Below are 15,583 nucleotides of genomic sequence, written 5' to 3'. Positions count from 1 at the left end.
CCTTTTCTAGCCATTCTCGGTAAAACCTGGATATAAAGTCATACCACCATCTACAAACAAAGTTGTACCGTTGACATAATCAGAATCATCAGAAGCTAACCAAACTGCGGCTTTGGCTATATCATCTACATCACCAACTCGTTTGGCTGGAATCAGTTTTAATAACTTTGCTTCGGCTTGAGGGGTATCCCAAGCTGATGTATTAATAGGGGTTTTGATGGCACCAGGCGCAATGCTATTCACACGAATTCTATGAGGAGCTAGTTCTTGGGCAATACTTTGCATCATCATATTAATACCGCCTTTACTAGCAGCATAATTGACGTGTTCCGCCCAAGGAATTACCTGATGCACAGAACTCATGCAGATAATCTTACCTGCGGCAGATGAAATCTGCGGTTGCACTCCTCTACGTAAGAATTCCTTGGCTGCTTCCCTAGCACACAAAAATTGCCCTGTAAGATTGACTCCAATCACTGTATTCCAATGGTCGAGAGTCATATCTACAAAAGGTGAATCTTTTTGCAGACCTGCATTGTTTACTAAGATGTGAATAGTTCCAAATTCTTGGATTATCTGCTGAAACATTGCTTTTACTTGGTCTTCTTTGCTGACATCAGCTTGAATAGCAAAAGCTTCACCATTATTGGCTTGAATATCATCAACAAGTTTTTGGGCTTCTTCGGCTTCAGAATGGTAGTTAATCGCTACTGCTGCACCGGATAAAGCTAAATAACGAGCTATGGCTTCACCGATGCCAGAACTAGCACCTGTTACAAGTGCTTTTTGACCTTTGAGCAGGTAAGGAGAATAGCTCATAGTGTTTCCTGATAATATAAAGCGTTCTTGTTGCTAATGCTGAAAAATGCGCTCATAATTGGTTTTTTTGTTGATAAATATGATGTATATGATTCAAGATTTAACAGCTAGATTTACAATTCACTGTAACTAGTAACTTTCCTAACTAAATGATTGGTGAAATGTAATAAAAATCACATTAACATGTATTAAATTTTTGATTGTTATTGTTAATTCTGGCATCAATTTAAAGGTTTACCGTGGTGATTACCTCCAACTGATGGCAGAATTAATACTTCTATCCTAAGGTCTATAAAAATTTCATTTAATTTTCATTATTTGATGAAATTGTTAAAAAATGAAGTCAACAGAAGTTGTTTTTTAATAATCGAGAAAAATTGAGGTATAGAAAAACAGATTTAATAGTGATATGAATGCAGAAATCGGGTAATTTAATTTTCGGAGATTCTCAATCAGCTAAACCACATCTAGTTTGCATAATCTGAAATTCTATATTTATTGTGGGGTGGGCATCTTGCCCGCCCAATATAGCGTAAGTCCTGCTCAAGAAAAAATGGAATTTATGAAAATTTGATTTATTATTTTTTATGATTAAATATCAATTTTTAAGTACTTTACATAACAAATAGAAACAAATGATTTGTATTTATAATAAATCATCCCGAAGATAGTTTTTTTTAACTATCTGTCAGGCAATAGTTACTAAGAATGGTTTTTGTGAAAGCAATTCTTAGATTAAAAAATATCCAGAAAATTCCAGAATCAATTTGAATTTGAGGCAGATTGCAAATTAACTTATATTACAAAGTCTTAAATAAATAAAATATTATGGGGAGATTTTTAGAATATTTACTAATAGCTGTTTATATTGCAGTGCTACTCGCAATCAGCCATTGGATTGGTCAGTGGTCATATTCTTGGATGCCTCCTGAAGCTACAGCAGAAGCGCAAAAAGTTGATAGTTTGTTTAGCTTTTTAACCTCAATAGGTGCATTCATTATTTTTGGGATTGTAAGCATGATGCTGTACTCAGTAATTTTCTTTCGCGCACCCAAAAATGATTATAGTGAAGGACATCCATCTCGAGGTGACCTCAAACTAGAATTTTTATGGACAGCAGCGCCTACTTTGTTAGTACTGTGGCTGGCTTTCCAAAGTTTCAATATTTATCAGCAATTAGATATTCTTGGTTTGCAGCAAGTCGTACATTTGCACACACCTTTAGAACCAGAACCAGTCTATGCCGCAGCTAGCGCAGACAAACCTAAACCAGCATCTGAAACTATTGAGGTTTTTGTCAAGCAGTGGGATTGGACTTTTCGCTATCCCAATAATATTACTAGCAATGAATTGCATCTACCTGTAAATCTTCGGACTCGCTTAAATCTGCACGCTCAGGACGTACTCCACAGTTTTTATGTGCCTGAGTTTCGCTTACAGCAGTATGTTGTTCCTGGTCGTTCCATAGACATTGTAGTTACACCCACACGCATAGGCCAATACAAGCTCAAAGATGCATTATTCAGTGGGACTTACTTTGCTTTGATGGATGCCAATGTGCAAATTGAATCTCTTGACCAATATAACCAGTGGTTAAGTCACGCCCAACAAGAACCAACAACCAACGAAAATCAGGCTGTTGCTGAGTATACCCAACCGCCAAAAACCTGGTTTAAGAGCAACTGGTACACTGTCGCACCAGCGCCAAGAGCAATTGCAAATGAAAGGAAAGTAATGAATGACACATGATTCTGATGAAAATATCATCTTGAATAGAGATTCTGAAAACGCTGAAAATGAGTCTCTGCATAACTGGCGACGATATTTCAGCTTTAGTACTGACCACAAGGTGATCGGCGTTCAGTACATGGTAACGACGTTCATTTTCTTTCTCATTGGCGGACTGTTGGCGATGCTGATCCGTGCCGAACTAATTACGCCAGCATCAAATGTGCTTGATCGCCCCCTGTACAACGGCTTGTTCACTTTGCATGGGACAATCATGATTTTTTTATGGATTATCCCATTCAATGCTGGTCTCTCTAACTACCTAGTACCGCTAATGATTGGCGCGCGGGATATGGCGTTTCCGCTACTCAATGCCATATCTTTCTGGATTATTCCCCCCAGTGGGATTTTATTAATATCTAGCTTCTTTTTACCTAATGGTACAGCCCAGTCTGGTTGGTGGTCTTATCCCCCAATTAGTCTGCAAGTGCCTCCTGGTCAGCCGATTAACGGTGAATTTATTTGGATTGTAAGTATTGTCTTGATTGGCATCTCTTCCATTATGGGGGCTGTCAACTTTGTGACTACCATCTTTTGGATGCGGGCACCAGGAATGACCTTTTTCCGAATGCCTGTGTTTGTGTGGTCAGTTTTCAGCGCCCAGTTGTTGCAGTTAGTGAATTTGCCTTCTTTAACCGGTGCATTGGTACTACTGTTATTTGACCTCAGTTTTGGGACAAATTTTTTCAAACCCTTAGAAAATGGCGACCCGATCATTTACCAGCATCTCTTCTGGTTCTACTCCCACCCTGCAGTGTATATCATGGCACTACCAGCATTCGGTATTTTTGCAGAGGTGCTGCCAGCCTTTTCCCGTAACCCTTTATTTGGCTATCGCTCATTAGCTGTTGCTTCTTTAGGTATTGCGATCGTCAGCATCTTTGTGTGGGTGCATCATATGTTCACCAGTGCTACCCCTGGCTGGATGCGGATGTTATTTATGGTGACATCGATGTTGGTTGCTGTACCCACTGGAGTGAAAGCATTTGGTTGGACTGCCACAATTTGGAAAAGTAAACTGCATCTAGAAACACCCATGCTGTTCGCGATGGGAGGTGCAGCCATGTTTCTGCTTGGTGGTGTTACTGGTGTGATGCTGGCAGCCGTACCATTTGATATTCATGTGCATAATACCTACTTTATAGTCGGGCATTTCCACTACATTGTCTTTAACACCATCACAATGGCAATCTTTGCTGCCATTTATTATTGGTTTCCCAAGATAACTGGACGGATGTATGCTGAAGGCTGGGGAAAGGTGCATTTTTGGTTAACCTTTATCGGTGCTAACCTCACCTTCTTCCCGATGCTCCCACTAGGTTTACAAGGAATGGTACGCCGCATTTCCTCCTACGACCCGCGTTATCAAGGATGGAATGTCGTTGCTAGTCTAGGGGGATTTTTATTAGGAGTGTCGATACTACCTTTTATTGCCAATATGGTGGGTTCCTGGCTCTACGGACAAAGAGCAAGTAACAATCCCTGGCTGGCCACTGGACTAGAATGGACAACCACTTCACCACCACCACAAAATAACTTTGAAGAAATTCCCGTAGTAAAAAGACCCCCCTACGACTATGGCGATCCCAAATACTCAGTCATCGAACCCCCCGATTATCATCACCAAGAACTCTGAGAATTAGGGAGATGAGGGAGATGAGGGAGATGAGGGAGATGAGGGAGATGAGGGGGACAAAGAGAAATTTTTATTGCCAATTACTAATTACCAATTACCCAATGACAAATCACAAAAATTATGAACCGTGGCGTAATTCATGTAGATGAAAGTCCTGTCCCTTTAGAACGATGGCGACGATACCTACCAAATTGGCTCCAACGTTTTTTGCCAGTTCGGGGTGGACGATCTGAAGACCATCATGGTAAAGGAATGTTTGGTTTTACCGTGTTCCTGTTGTCAGAAAGTATAGTTTTTTTGAGCTTTATTTTTACCTACGTTGGCCTGCGATTAACACACTCAGAAAATTGGCTACCACCTGGTGTTTCGGGGCCAGAATTGTCTACTTTTGTAATTATTAACACGGTGGTGTTACTTTCCAGCAGCTTTGTAATTCAACCAGCAGAAAATGCTCTCAAACGTGGCAGGTTAGTAAGGTTTCGTTGGCTGTGGTTGATGACAATTTGTATGGGAACCTATTTCTTAATCGCTCAAGGGATTGAGTGGAGCAACCTTAATTTTGGGTTAAGTACAGGTTTAGTTGGTGCCACATTTTATGTATTAACAGGTTTTCACGGTCTACATGTTCTCACTGGTGTAATTTTGCAAATAACTATGCTTGTCCGCTCCTTTATTCGAGGTAACTATGATCAGGGTCACTTTGGCGTGAGTGCTAGTACTTTGTTTTGGCACTTTGTTGATATAGTTTGGGTTTTTCTTTTCTCACTTCTCTATCTTTGGCAAGCATAAAAACATCGCATTGGAGATTGGTGTGATGAAACCAGACAATGACGACCAAAATCAACACCAATTACATTATTGATTGAATTTATCAACGCATCTCACCCAAACATTGAAAACCTGCTAATTTCGTGAAAATGCGTTGCTAAATGAGCCTAACTTTTAGGTTTTAGTTTCGGCTTTTCTATGACTGCTGCTGGAGTTGTTTCTACTGGATCAAGTTTTTTGAGAACAACTTTCGGCTTAATAGTTCCCTTTATCTGTTCGTTAGAAGTTCTTTGGCGCTTAAAAGCTAACTTACTCTTCAGGACTTCAGCCTTATCTTTTTTACCTGCCTTCAAATACTTTGGTGGTTCATCCTGTGGCATACCTAAAAGAGAATCAAAACCGAACATATCTTTACCAGGGATAAACCTGGCTTTGATACTGACAAACATTGCTTTACCCTGCTGCTCTTTTTCCAACTTTGGGTTAAACCTAAAAGGCTTGACAGGTGCATCTTTCCACATCAAGGGAATATGAGCAGCTTTCATAAAGTTGACCTTACTGCTTAACTGAGCTTGTTTGATGTACTCTAAGCGTTCATTACTAAAATTCCTCATCACCGTGATGCATGGTGTTTTACAAACTGGGATGAATTGCCATAAACCCGAAAGCTTAAATTCCAGGTCATTTAATTCCTGTGAGATTGAGTTTTCTACATTATCGTTCTCGAATGCAACCAATTGGAATGCTATCTTATGTTGCTGCTCTCTGCTTGGGTAATGTGTAATTTTGGGGTAAACAATCAATTTTTGTTTGCTAATACCTGTAGATTCTATCTGCTTCCGTAGTCCATTAAAAGATGCTAATTTGCTCCATGATGATCCCTGAGGAAATAGGTTGTACTGATATTGTCCTATGGTGATGTTTGCAACATATTTATTTCTCTCCTCATCTTTAATAAAAACCACATCCCCTGTAATTACGCCAATTGCTTGAAACATTCCTGATGGCGTTTGTTCTGTCTCTGTTTGTTCGCTGGTCATTTTGCTAAAATCCTGACTTTTATTCTTTAAAAAGCTATACAATCAACAATACCTTCGCCAAAATAAGAGGGTAAAAAATTTGGGCAAAAATGGCAAAATAACCGATACATAAGCCTTGAGCTTAAAAGCTAGATTATAGGCTAAAACCCTTGATTATACGAAAGCACGCCAAAAAAAGCTTTGCGATAAATCAACAAGGAATTTTTAGGATTTATTGTTTTTGCCCAACCCTAGAGGAAAGGACGTTAATACATGAACTTACCCTCGTAAATTGGCAAAGGTATTGGTCAAATAATACCAATTCTCTCAAATCTGGCAGCAGATAAAGCACTATTTTCGTACTGTTTGCTTACTTGATCTCCCGTATTAAAGCAGATTTTGCTGATACACTGTTGTCAGCCGTGCGCTTTCCGTTTGGCGGCTATCATGAAAAAGCTAATTCCTCAAGAGATTCGTCATGGAAACTCTTCATTCAGACGCACTAGTATTTTTCGGGGCAACAGGTGACCTAGCATACAAGAAAATCTTTCCCAGTCTTCAGGCAATGGTGAGGCGGGGTAATCTCAATGTGCCGGTGATTGGTGTTGCCGGACGACCTTGGACGACCGATCAACTGAGGGAAAGGGCACGTGATAGCCTGGAACATTATGGTGGTGTAAATCAAGCAGCATTTGATCAACTTTCCTCATTGCTGCAGTATGTCTCTGGTGACTACAACAAACCAGAAACTTACGAAAAATTACGTCAAGCTCTGGGTAATGCCACTCGTCCTCTCTACTATCTGGCAATTCCGCCTAGCTTGTTTGCCCAAGTAGTAGAAGGATTGGGCAAATCAGGTTGTGCTCAAAATGCCCGCGTAGTGATCGAAAAACCATTTGGCCGGGATTTGCAATCAGCACGTGAGTTAAACCAAATTCTGGCATCGGTGTTTCCCGAATCTTCTATATATCGCATTGACCATTACCTGGGCAAAGAACCACTGCTGAATTTACTCTATTTTCGGTTTGCCAACTCTTTTCTCGAACCAATCTGGAATCGTAACTATGTTGAAAGCATCCAGATTGTCATGGCAGAAAACTTTGGCATTCAAGGACGGGGGCACTTCTATGAGGAGACTGGTGCAATTCGGGATGTGGTGGAAAACCATATGCTGCAAGTATTAGCTTCAGTTTGCATGGACGCACCCGCCAGTAACGCTCCTGATGCCATCAGGGATGAAAAAGAGCGTATTCTCAAAGCTATACCGTCACTGCAAGCCCATGACGTTATTCGCGGTCAATTTCTCGGTTACCGTGATGAAGAAGGTGTTTCTCCCCAATCCCAAGTAGAAACTTTTGTTGCAGTGCGGCTATTTATTAATACCTGGCGGTGGTCAGGAGTTCCCATCTACATCCGCGCTGGGAAGAAATTGCCTGTGAAGACAACTGAAGTGATGGTCAAGCTCAAGTGTCCACCTTTAGATGTGTTCAAAGAAGGGGGAAAAGAAAACACTCATTATGTTCGTTTTCTACTAGATCCAGAGGTAATAGTCGGACTGGGTGCGCGCACTAAAATCCCAGGCGAAGACATGATCGGCTCTGCGGTTGAACTTTTGGCCTTTTACGGAGGCGGGGACGAGATGGAGCCCTATGAACGTCTATTAGGCGATGCTATGCGGGGCGATCCCACCTTGTTTGTTCGCGAAGATACAGTAGAAGAGGAATGGCGGATTGTCCAGTCAATTCTCGATAGCGTCACACCTGTTTACGAATATGAGCCAAATACATGGGGCCCACCTGAATCAGATAAATTGCTCTTGTCGAGCGATCGCTGGTACAACCCCTTAACTAGGGATTAGCAGGTATTACTCAAAAATGCCTGCAGATGAGCAAAGGGGTGAGTCTCCGGCTTAATTTAACGTAATGCGAAATGTCCAAAGAACAATAAATTGATCAAACCCAAACTCCAGATTATTGCTGCCGTAAAGCTGTAATTGCTACAAGAATTGTTGACAGCGATTAACTAATCGCTGTCTCATAGCACAACACAGGCAGCATCAAAAATAGAGTTATTCCGTTCTGCAATGAAAACTCCACCCCCTTGTGGGTGGAGTTTTTGGGCATGGGGCATGGCAAGAGTTACACCCATTCGCAATTAAGAAATTGAGGCTAGTACAACAAGGCAAAAGTAAAAAGTAAAAAGAAAGAATAGTCATACCACAAGCCTTTTAGCAATTACAGATGGTCTGTTTCTCTTACAAAGTTTGGCGGGACGGAAACCGACACCGCCAACTTTGCGCTATTTACGCCGACTTGTACTAGTCTTCTAAGTGAACGAATCAAGATTTGTTTAATTTAGCAAATTAGTCTAAAAATCTCAGCGTTTTTGTGGTTTAAAAATATTTGGACACAAAGACTTATTATTATAAATATCTTCTCATGTAAAAATATTTAACTTCGATTAATTTGAATTATATAGATTGTGTTGTAATCAAAGTTGATTCCGGATTTATAAACTTTTATTTAATATTTTTGTAGTAAAATCTTTATAATAAAAACTATTTATTAATTGAGACCAGATATATATTTAGCACTATGAAACAAATTAAAATAACTAATAAGGCTGGTAAAATAACTGCAATTTTATGTTTAATAACAATAATATTAACACCTTTTGTGATAATAAATCCCGGAGAACGGGGTGTATTAATGCAATTTGGGAGAGTGGAAAAAACTGTTCTACAAGAAGGTATACATTTAATCATCCCTATTGTTAATACCGTCAAAAAAATTAACGTCAGAATTCAAAAACAAGAAATATGTGCGGAAGCCTCTTCTAAAGACTTACAAGATATTTTCACTGACGTAGCTTTAAACTGGCACATTATCCCAGAAGAAACCTATATAATTTTTCAAGAGATTGGTGATGAAAAAAATGTAGTTGAAACAATTATTAATCCATCTATAGAAGAAGTTTTGAAGGCAGTTGTAGCAAAGTATACGGCAGAAGAAATAGTTACTAAAAGGGGAGACGTAAAATCTGGAGTCGATGATGCATTAACCACAAGATTGAATGGATACCATATTGCAGTTGATGATATCTCGCTCGTGCATGTTAATTTTTCTGATAAATTCAGTGAAGCGGTGGAGGCTAAACAAATTGCAGAACAAGATGCTAAAAGAGCGGAGTTTTTAGCACTAAAAGCAGCTAAAGAGGCAGAAGCTAAAGTAAATCTGGCAAAAGGAGAAGCAGAAATCAATAGATTGTTACATGATACTTTAACTAATGAGATATTAGAGAGGCAAGCAATCCAAAAATGGGATGGTAAATTACCTTTAATTATCACTAAAGATACACCCAATTTTTTAAATCCCAGCGAAATTCTCAAATTAAAGTAATCTATAGTTTAGCTATAATCATGAAAAACCCAGTATTATAACCTGGGTTTTTCTGTTAACTACCAGAGAAGAAATTAGGAGTATCGAGAACTTTAAATTGGATTAGTAGCACAATCAAGAATGTATAAGCCGTTGACGAAACTAAACCTGTCAAGAGTTCCTTTTTTAAATTGCGTTCTTGGTTTTGTTTTTGCAACATATCTAATGCACCGGCTTGCATTAGCAGAATACCAATAATATTTGATAGCCAGTAACCAATAATAACTCCTGGCATCATTAATTTAGGGGAAAAAAGACTACAAACATAGCCAAAAACATAAGCAATTGGTAAATTGAATACCAAATCGTTCCACCAACATAATGGTGATAATAAATATCCAATTACTAATAAAAATCCACCTCTAACCTTTTGCAATAGTGTTTTAGGTACATTTTCTAGATTCTGTGATGACAACTCTTGCTCACTATTTTGGATTTCAGTCATTGTTGTACAGTAATTCCATCAACTAACCGTACTTTAGAAGAAAAAACCCAAAAAGTCCAGAGCCGAATGGTAGAGTTATGAACCTCTGTCAGCCATTGAGCCTAGCTTGAAGTGCTGAGTTCTGAGTAAAATCCCATTGAGACTTTCTGTTTGACGGTGAAATGGTTCATTGAGGCGACTTCCTCTGCTCGCTCAGAAGTCTTCTTGTTCTGTTAGACTAAGTCCTGTATTCTGCTAGGATTAATGTAGTATTATGAAATACTGCTATTGTTGAGAATACTGCGTTGTAAACATTTATTTAAATTAGCTTGTCTGAAAAACTAGCTTTAAATACTCGTATGAAATAATACAAAGTTTTGGTATTACTTCACAAAAATATAGACTTCTACTATATTTTAGCTTTAAAATACGGTAAACACGTCGGCAATTAGCTATTTGTGATTATGTACCAGGTGTTGCTTAAAATCTACAGTTGCCCAAAAAGCTTTGCACAAGAGCGTTACAACCAATCTTTTAGTTTCAGCTAAAGAAAACCGGATTGACAAAACCCCACTCAAGGACAGGAATATGGATTTTTTCTTATTGCCTTTATTCAGCTTTCTAGTTGGTATTGTTGTAGGACTGACAGGAATTGGCGGTGCTTCTCTCATCACGCCGATGTTAATTTTTGTTTTTCAAGTCCCCCCTGCTGTAGCAGTCAGTTCTGATGTTGTAGCGGCGACGTTAATGAAAGTCGTAGGCGGAATCAAACATTGGCAGCAACAAACTCTAGATGTTGAAGTGGTAAAATGGCTAGCTTTGGGAAGTGTTCCTGGTTCTTTGTTTGGGGTGGGGATATTGCACCTGATTAAAATGCGGGCCGAGAATAACCTGAATGAATTCATGCTGCACTTGCTGGGTGCCACAATTTTGTTAGTCACATTTTTGGCGTTAGTGCAAATGCTGCTGTTGACTTTCTTTCCACTCTTAAAATTACCTGAACTGCCAAAATTTGACTTAAGCACTCAATTAGGACGTTTGCAGACTGTCAGCATAGGAGCACTTTTAGGCTGTATTGTCAGTCTCACAAGTGTCGCTTCTGGTTCAATGTTTGCTTTAGTGCTAATTGCATTTTTCCGTTTAGATGCTAGGAAGTTAGTTGGTACAGATATTTCGCAAGCAGCGATTCTCTTGCTATTTACTGCACTTGGCCATCTCTCTTTGGGAACTGTTGATTGGAATTTAGTATTACCTATATGGCTTGGTTCTGTACCAGGAGTATTAATTGGGGCTAAAGTTTGTCAAATTGCGCCGCAAAAACCATTGCGATTTATTATTTACTCTCTATTAATGATGGTGAGCTTAAAGTTAGTCTATTAAAGAAGCTAAATATTAAAGCGATCGCAGCTAAAAAATATATGAAATATTTAGAACAATAGAGTTCAGATAAAATCATTAGTGATTGATTTGTCACTTGGGGAAACAGCTAACTCAATTGGGGGATTCTCCCCCAAACCCCCGATTGGGGGACGGTTGCGTCCCCCAAACTCCCTCCAAAATTATTGTTTTGTTGTCAATTTATTTTTTTAACTGAAATATATTGCAATTTAGACAGAATATTCAATGGTTGCAACCGCAAATTCATAACGTATTTATGCGTTTCACAACAACTTTTTCTAAGCAATTACGCAATTTTTCCGCAACTACTCGTACATGAGGCTCATGCATGACAGAAGTGTGAACACCAGGAAGGTAATGAATTTCCACACCACCAGCAACTACCTTACCCCAGCCCCATTCGGGGTCAGTATCTGACTCTAAACTTTGCTCGGTAGTTCGTAAAAGAGTCAATTTGTCAGGATAGATTGATGGGACATAATTCTTACGAGCCTGATCGTTAGCCAAAGCTACATCTAAAAGTCGCAGTTCTGCGAGTGAGCGTTTAATATAACGCAGGTAAAACCTATTTAACCCGCTCGCTTTTCCTAGTTCTAAATGCCAAGCTACCCTGGCCCACACATAATTTATTTGTTCTTGAATATTCATACTCAACAAATTACGGGCATGGTGCAATAGAGAGTTACTTGATTTGGCAGTTGGTCTAGCATAACCTGGCGCTGACATATCAAATATAGCCAGCAAAGCAATTTTTTCGCCCTGTGCTCGCAGTTGTTGGGCAATTTCAAAAGTTATGAGACCGCCTAAAGAAAAGCCACCGAGATAATAGGGACCTTGTGGTTGAATATGACGAATTTCTCGAATGTAGTTAGCAGCCATTTTCTGTAGGGAAGTTACCGGGGTTTGTTGTGGATTAATTCCCTGTGCTTGTAGACCATAAACTGGTTGTTCTGCATCTAAATAACAGGCTAAATCTCGATAGAAGAGGACATTACCCCAAATTGCATGAGTTAAGAATAGAGGTGGTTTAGAACCACTGGGTTTAATTGCTATGAGGGATGAGTGAGTAGCCGATGATTTTTCCTGTTGGTGATTTTCTTCTGGGCTAATTATTTGAGTTAAACCTTCAATGGTTGCTGATTGGAAAAGACTCGCTAAAGGTAAATGTTTACCCAATGTCTGCTCAATTTGCCAAAACAGTTTGACTGCTAATAGTGAGTGTCCTCCTAGCTCAAAGAAATTATCTCTAACGCCAATAGACTCAGCACCTAAAACTTGTTGCCAAATCTGCACAAGCTGACTTTCTAGTTGATTGCGAGGTGCAATAAAGGTGGCTTCTGGTTCCTGTCTAGATAATTCCGGTGCTTTGAGGGCACGGCGGTCTACTTTACCGTTTGGGGTCAGAGGTAAGGTGTCTAGTAACTCCCAGTTCGCCCATTTTTTTGGAAGTTAGAAGAAAGACTACTCAGGAGTAAAAGATTGACCATCAAGTTGAGTGTAAATACTGATGGAAAAGCCCAGTAAAGCAAGAATACGCTTCTGCAAAGGTGAAAGAGCGGTCAAGTGAGCATAAATTTCGTTTTTCACCTCAATCAACAGCAGTGTAATCTCTTTAAATGCAGCCAGAATTATTTCTGCGCTAGGTCTTGTAGTTTCGCGCTTCGGATTGCCAACATAAAGACCCGCAAGTTTTTCTTTCTCTTTTTTCTAGATTGTGGCGAACCTGGAATTCTAAAAGGTTTAAAACTCGCAAACCAATAGACAGTAGTCTTATTAAACCAGTAATATGGTCTTCACGTTGTAAATATATCGGAGTCAATGAAAGAGGAAAGTTTTTCAGCCTCGCAAATCCTCGTTCCATTAAGTACTCATCTCTATAGGCACGAACTGCTTGTTTTAAACCAAATTCATTTGGATTTTTATTTGTAACGTAAACCCGCCAGCCTAACATTTGAATTTGGTGTTGAACTGCGGAATCGTCAATCTTAAAACTCATGTCAAACCATAGTTCTTCTACTATTCTAGCTTTGCGGTCTCGGTATCTTTTTTTGAACTTTTTTTAACTCTTTTTGTTTGAATGTCAACTTGAAATAATCCACTTGTTTGATATCTGTTGAAAATAGCTTCACATGTTTCTAACCATTCAAAGTGTGAAGTGAGCTTTTTCTTGCCACGTCGAGGCACTTTAAGTTTTTCTAGAGCATCTACTGTTTTCTGTATTCGTTCACGTAGATGTTTTTCTGCTGTTTTTTGAATCGCAAATGAGCGCACAATTAATTGTCTTTCCGACCAAGAGATTTCTTGCCCATCAATCTCTATTTCATGGATAATCTCTATTTCAAAGCCATCCGCTATATTTTTGGTTTTGGCATCTGCATATTCGTAATCTATAATTGTTAGTTCTTGTTGACCATCCCAAACTGGTTGGAGATATTTGCTTAGTTCTTCGTTAGATACTTGCTTGGCTGTTAAAGGACATAAGTAAAAATCTCCGCCCAATACTATATGAGTTCTTGTCTTTATTGATGACATTTTACAGTCACCAATATATAACAATTCTGACTTTTTTATTGTTGAACGTACTTTATCTATTGCTGGAATATATAATGGGTCATCTGCTTTTTCTCCTGACAATATTTCCGTCGCTATTGGCATTCCTAATGGGTCTAATGTCGATAGCATTATTTTCACTTGCGCCAAATCCGGACGATTGTCTTTGCTATGACCCCATTGAAATAAGCCTTCTGGGTTAACTCCACAATGACTTGAAGCCGTTGTACTATCTAAACGTACCTGTTCTGGGATAATATCGTACACCCGTAGCAAACTACTTCCTAGTTCCGACTCAAATGAAAACCAGTTTGCATCTATAGATAGGTAACGTAATACTGCTTGCAAACGGTCATCTGCCAAATCGAGCGAGCGTAAAGATTCTTCCGTAAAGCTTTTTAACGTTTCTAACCGCTTACTCACCCAACCTTGAACGTGGTTCAAACGGTGATCTGCTTGCGATAATATGTGTGTTAACCATATTACCACCACACTACCTAGATTTAATCCTTGCCAGTTTCCGTGACATGGAAAATGTTTATCGATTAGTTGTTCTACTCCCATCTGCTCCAGTTGTGTTAGCAGTAGGGGTATATCATCAACTCGTTCGTTTGTAATTCTGGGTTCAAATTCCATAAACCCGAACTTATACCTACTTAGTTCTTTTTGGAATATATCTAGAGGTATACTTTTTTGGCTAACTCAGAAAAAAATGAGCGAACCGGGAGTGACAAATCAAGACTTTCTAGAATATGTTTACAATTAGAGCATGTCTTGCTACTTGGATACCACTGGTCGATAAAGACAACCAGTTTATTCTTCTTCTTGGCAACCCATTCTAGGATTTGCAGAAACTCACCAAACGCTAAGTCTGATATTTGCCTGCCCCAAAGACGTTGCATTCCTTTGAGATTTAAAGTCTCAAAACAGAGAATATCGAACCTATCTGTTAGCTCATGAGCTAATTTCCAGAACCAATCACGCCGACGGTTGGAAATATCTTCATGCTTGCGTACTAAATTCTTTCTGGCTCGTTCTCTGTTAGATGAGCCTTTTAGCTTTTTGGAATGCCGCGAACTTGCTTTTTTTAATGGCGCTTAGGGATTGCTTGAAAAATTGGGGCGATTCAATTTTAGTGCCGTCTGAGCAAGTGAGGAATGTCTTTAACCCAAAATCAAAGCCAGCGATTTTACCCGTCTTAACTTCAACTTCTGAGCTACCCTCATCAACAACCAAAACCATAAATAACTCACCTAACGGGGTGCGTTTAATAGTTAGGGTTTTGACTGTTCCCTCAATTTCTCTGGACTTCCAAAACTGGTAAACTCGACTACCAATTTTTACCCTATTTCCACCCAAAAACTTATAACCTGCCTGCTTAAGGGTGAACGATTTGTATTTCTTGACCTTCTTAAATCCTGGTGGTCTTACTCCTTTGTTATTGTGTTTGAAAAACAATTGGTAAGCTTTCTCAATGCGTTGACAAATATCTTGTGCTGCTTGAGAACCTACTGATTGCCAAAAAGAATTACGCTTTCTTAATTTGGCGATATGAGCCTGAAGTTTTGCACAGTTTAAATGCTTGCCAAACATCCGGTAATACCTTTTATGTAGAGCAATGCAATGGTTATAAATCACTCCAGCAGCGTTGATTGTGCGCTTGAGGTGTCTATTCCTTTTGTGTTCGTACAATTTAAACTTCAGTGTTTTCATGCTAGTATTATACCATAAAACGACGGCAATA

At 39.2% G+C, this 15,583-nt stretch carries 12 protein-coding genes and 1 pseudogene; 6 read left to right on the top strand and 7 right to left on the bottom strand.

The genetic code is table 11. The features are described 5' to 3' along the window. Positions 1–6: 6 nt before the first annotated feature. A complete protein-coding gene (locus tag HG267_RS35850) occupies positions 7–819 on the bottom strand; it encodes an SDR family oxidoreductase (protein WP_045873945.1) in 813 nt (270 codons plus the stop codon). An 828-nt stretch (positions 820–1,647) separates the two neighbouring features. On the opposite strand from HG267_RS35850, the gene HG267_RS35845 reads away from it, so the two are divergent. The 3 genes from HG267_RS35845 (at position 1,648) to HG267_RS35835 (ending at position 5,032) form a co-directional block, all read left to right on the top strand. After that, positions 1,648–2,568 carry a cytochrome c oxidase subunit II gene (locus HG267_RS35845; RefSeq protein ID WP_045873946.1) on the top strand — a complete coding sequence of 307 codons (921 nt, stop codon included), beginning with the start codon at positions 1,648–1,650 and terminating at the stop codon, positions 2,566–2,568. After that, positions 2,558–4,243: a cytochrome c oxidase subunit I gene (gene ctaD, locus HG267_RS35840; protein ID WP_045873947.1), complete on the top strand. Its 1,686-nt coding sequence runs from the start codon at positions 2,558–2,560 to the stop codon at positions 4,241–4,243. Before HG267_RS35845 ends, ctaD begins: the two co-directional genes overlap by 11 nt. Positions 4,244–4,363: 120 nt before the next feature. Beyond that, complete coding sequence (locus HG267_RS35835; RefSeq protein WP_045873948.1) at positions 4,364–5,032, top strand: cytochrome c oxidase subunit 3; 669 nt, start codon at positions 4,364–4,366, stop codon at positions 5,030–5,032. A 146-nt stretch (positions 5,033–5,178) separates the two neighbouring features. Here HG267_RS35835 and HG267_RS35830 read toward each other — a convergent pair whose 3' ends face one another. Next, on the bottom strand, positions 5,179–6,051 hold the full coding sequence (locus HG267_RS35830; protein WP_052335406.1) for a hypothetical protein: 873 nt from the start codon (positions 6,049–6,051) through the stop codon (positions 5,179–5,181). A gap of 457 nt (positions 6,052–6,508) precedes the next feature. Here HG267_RS35830 and zwf point away from each other — a divergent pair, with 457 nt between their 5' ends. Both zwf and HG267_RS35820 read left to right on the top strand, forming a co-directional pair. After that, positions 6,509–7,888, top strand: coding sequence for a glucose-6-phosphate dehydrogenase (gene zwf, locus HG267_RS35825; RefSeq protein WP_045873950.1), 1,380 nt, complete (start codon positions 6,509–6,511; stop codon positions 7,886–7,888). Positions 7,889–8,624: 736 nt separating this feature from the next. Continuing rightward, on the top strand, positions 8,625–9,428 hold the full coding sequence (locus tag HG267_RS35820) for a prohibitin family protein (RefSeq protein WP_045873951.1): 804 nt from the start codon (positions 8,625–8,627) through the stop codon (positions 9,426–9,428). 55 nt (positions 9,429–9,483) lie between these two features. On the opposite strand, the gene HG267_RS35815 is transcribed toward HG267_RS35820, so the two are convergent. Next, positions 9,484–9,912 (bottom strand): hypothetical protein, encoded by a 429-nt coding sequence (locus tag HG267_RS35815; RefSeq protein WP_045873952.1) that lies wholly within the window; start codon positions 9,910–9,912, stop codon positions 9,484–9,486. 567 nt (positions 9,913–10,479) lie between these two features. Between HG267_RS35815 and HG267_RS35810 the strand changes: the two genes are divergently transcribed. Continuing rightward, positions 10,480–11,271 (top strand): sulfite exporter TauE/SafE family protein, encoded by a 792-nt coding sequence (locus HG267_RS35810; RefSeq protein ID WP_045873953.1) that lies wholly within the window; start codon positions 10,480–10,482, stop codon positions 11,269–11,271. A 261-nt stretch (positions 11,272–11,532) separates the two neighbouring features. On the opposite strand, the gene HG267_RS35805 is transcribed toward HG267_RS35810, so the two are convergent. From HG267_RS35805 to HG267_RS35790, 4 genes and pseudogenes are all read right to left on the bottom strand, one after another. Further along, a complete protein-coding gene (locus HG267_RS35805; RefSeq protein ID WP_063749850.1) occupies positions 11,533–12,582 on the bottom strand; it encodes a thioesterase domain-containing protein in 1,050 nt (349 codons plus the stop codon). Between the two features lie 346 nt (positions 12,583–12,928). Further along, entirely contained in the window at positions 12,929–13,285 is a 357-nt protein-coding gene (locus tag HG267_RS35800) for a hypothetical protein (protein ID WP_263420010.1), read from the bottom strand. 20 nt (positions 13,286–13,305) lie between these two features. Beyond that, complete coding sequence (locus tag HG267_RS35795; protein ID WP_263420009.1) at positions 13,306–14,475, bottom strand: hypothetical protein; 1,170 nt, start codon at positions 14,473–14,475, stop codon at positions 13,306–13,308. 89 nt (positions 14,476–14,564) lie between these two features. After that, positions 14,565–15,552, bottom strand: a pseudogene (locus tag HG267_RS35790) (RNA-guided endonuclease InsQ/TnpB family protein); the annotation flags it as partial. Positions 15,553–15,583: the final 31 nt, after the last annotated feature.

It is taken from the genome of Tolypothrix sp. PCC 7601 (genome assembly GCF_025677855.1).
In the GTDB taxonomy this organism is placed as follows: domain Bacteria; phylum Cyanobacteriota; class Cyanobacteriia; order Cyanobacteriales; family Nostocaceae; genus Aulosira; species Aulosira diplosiphon.
Note: the sequence above shows the minus strand (reverse complement) of the source record. Positions and strands in the feature narration are given on the sequence as shown.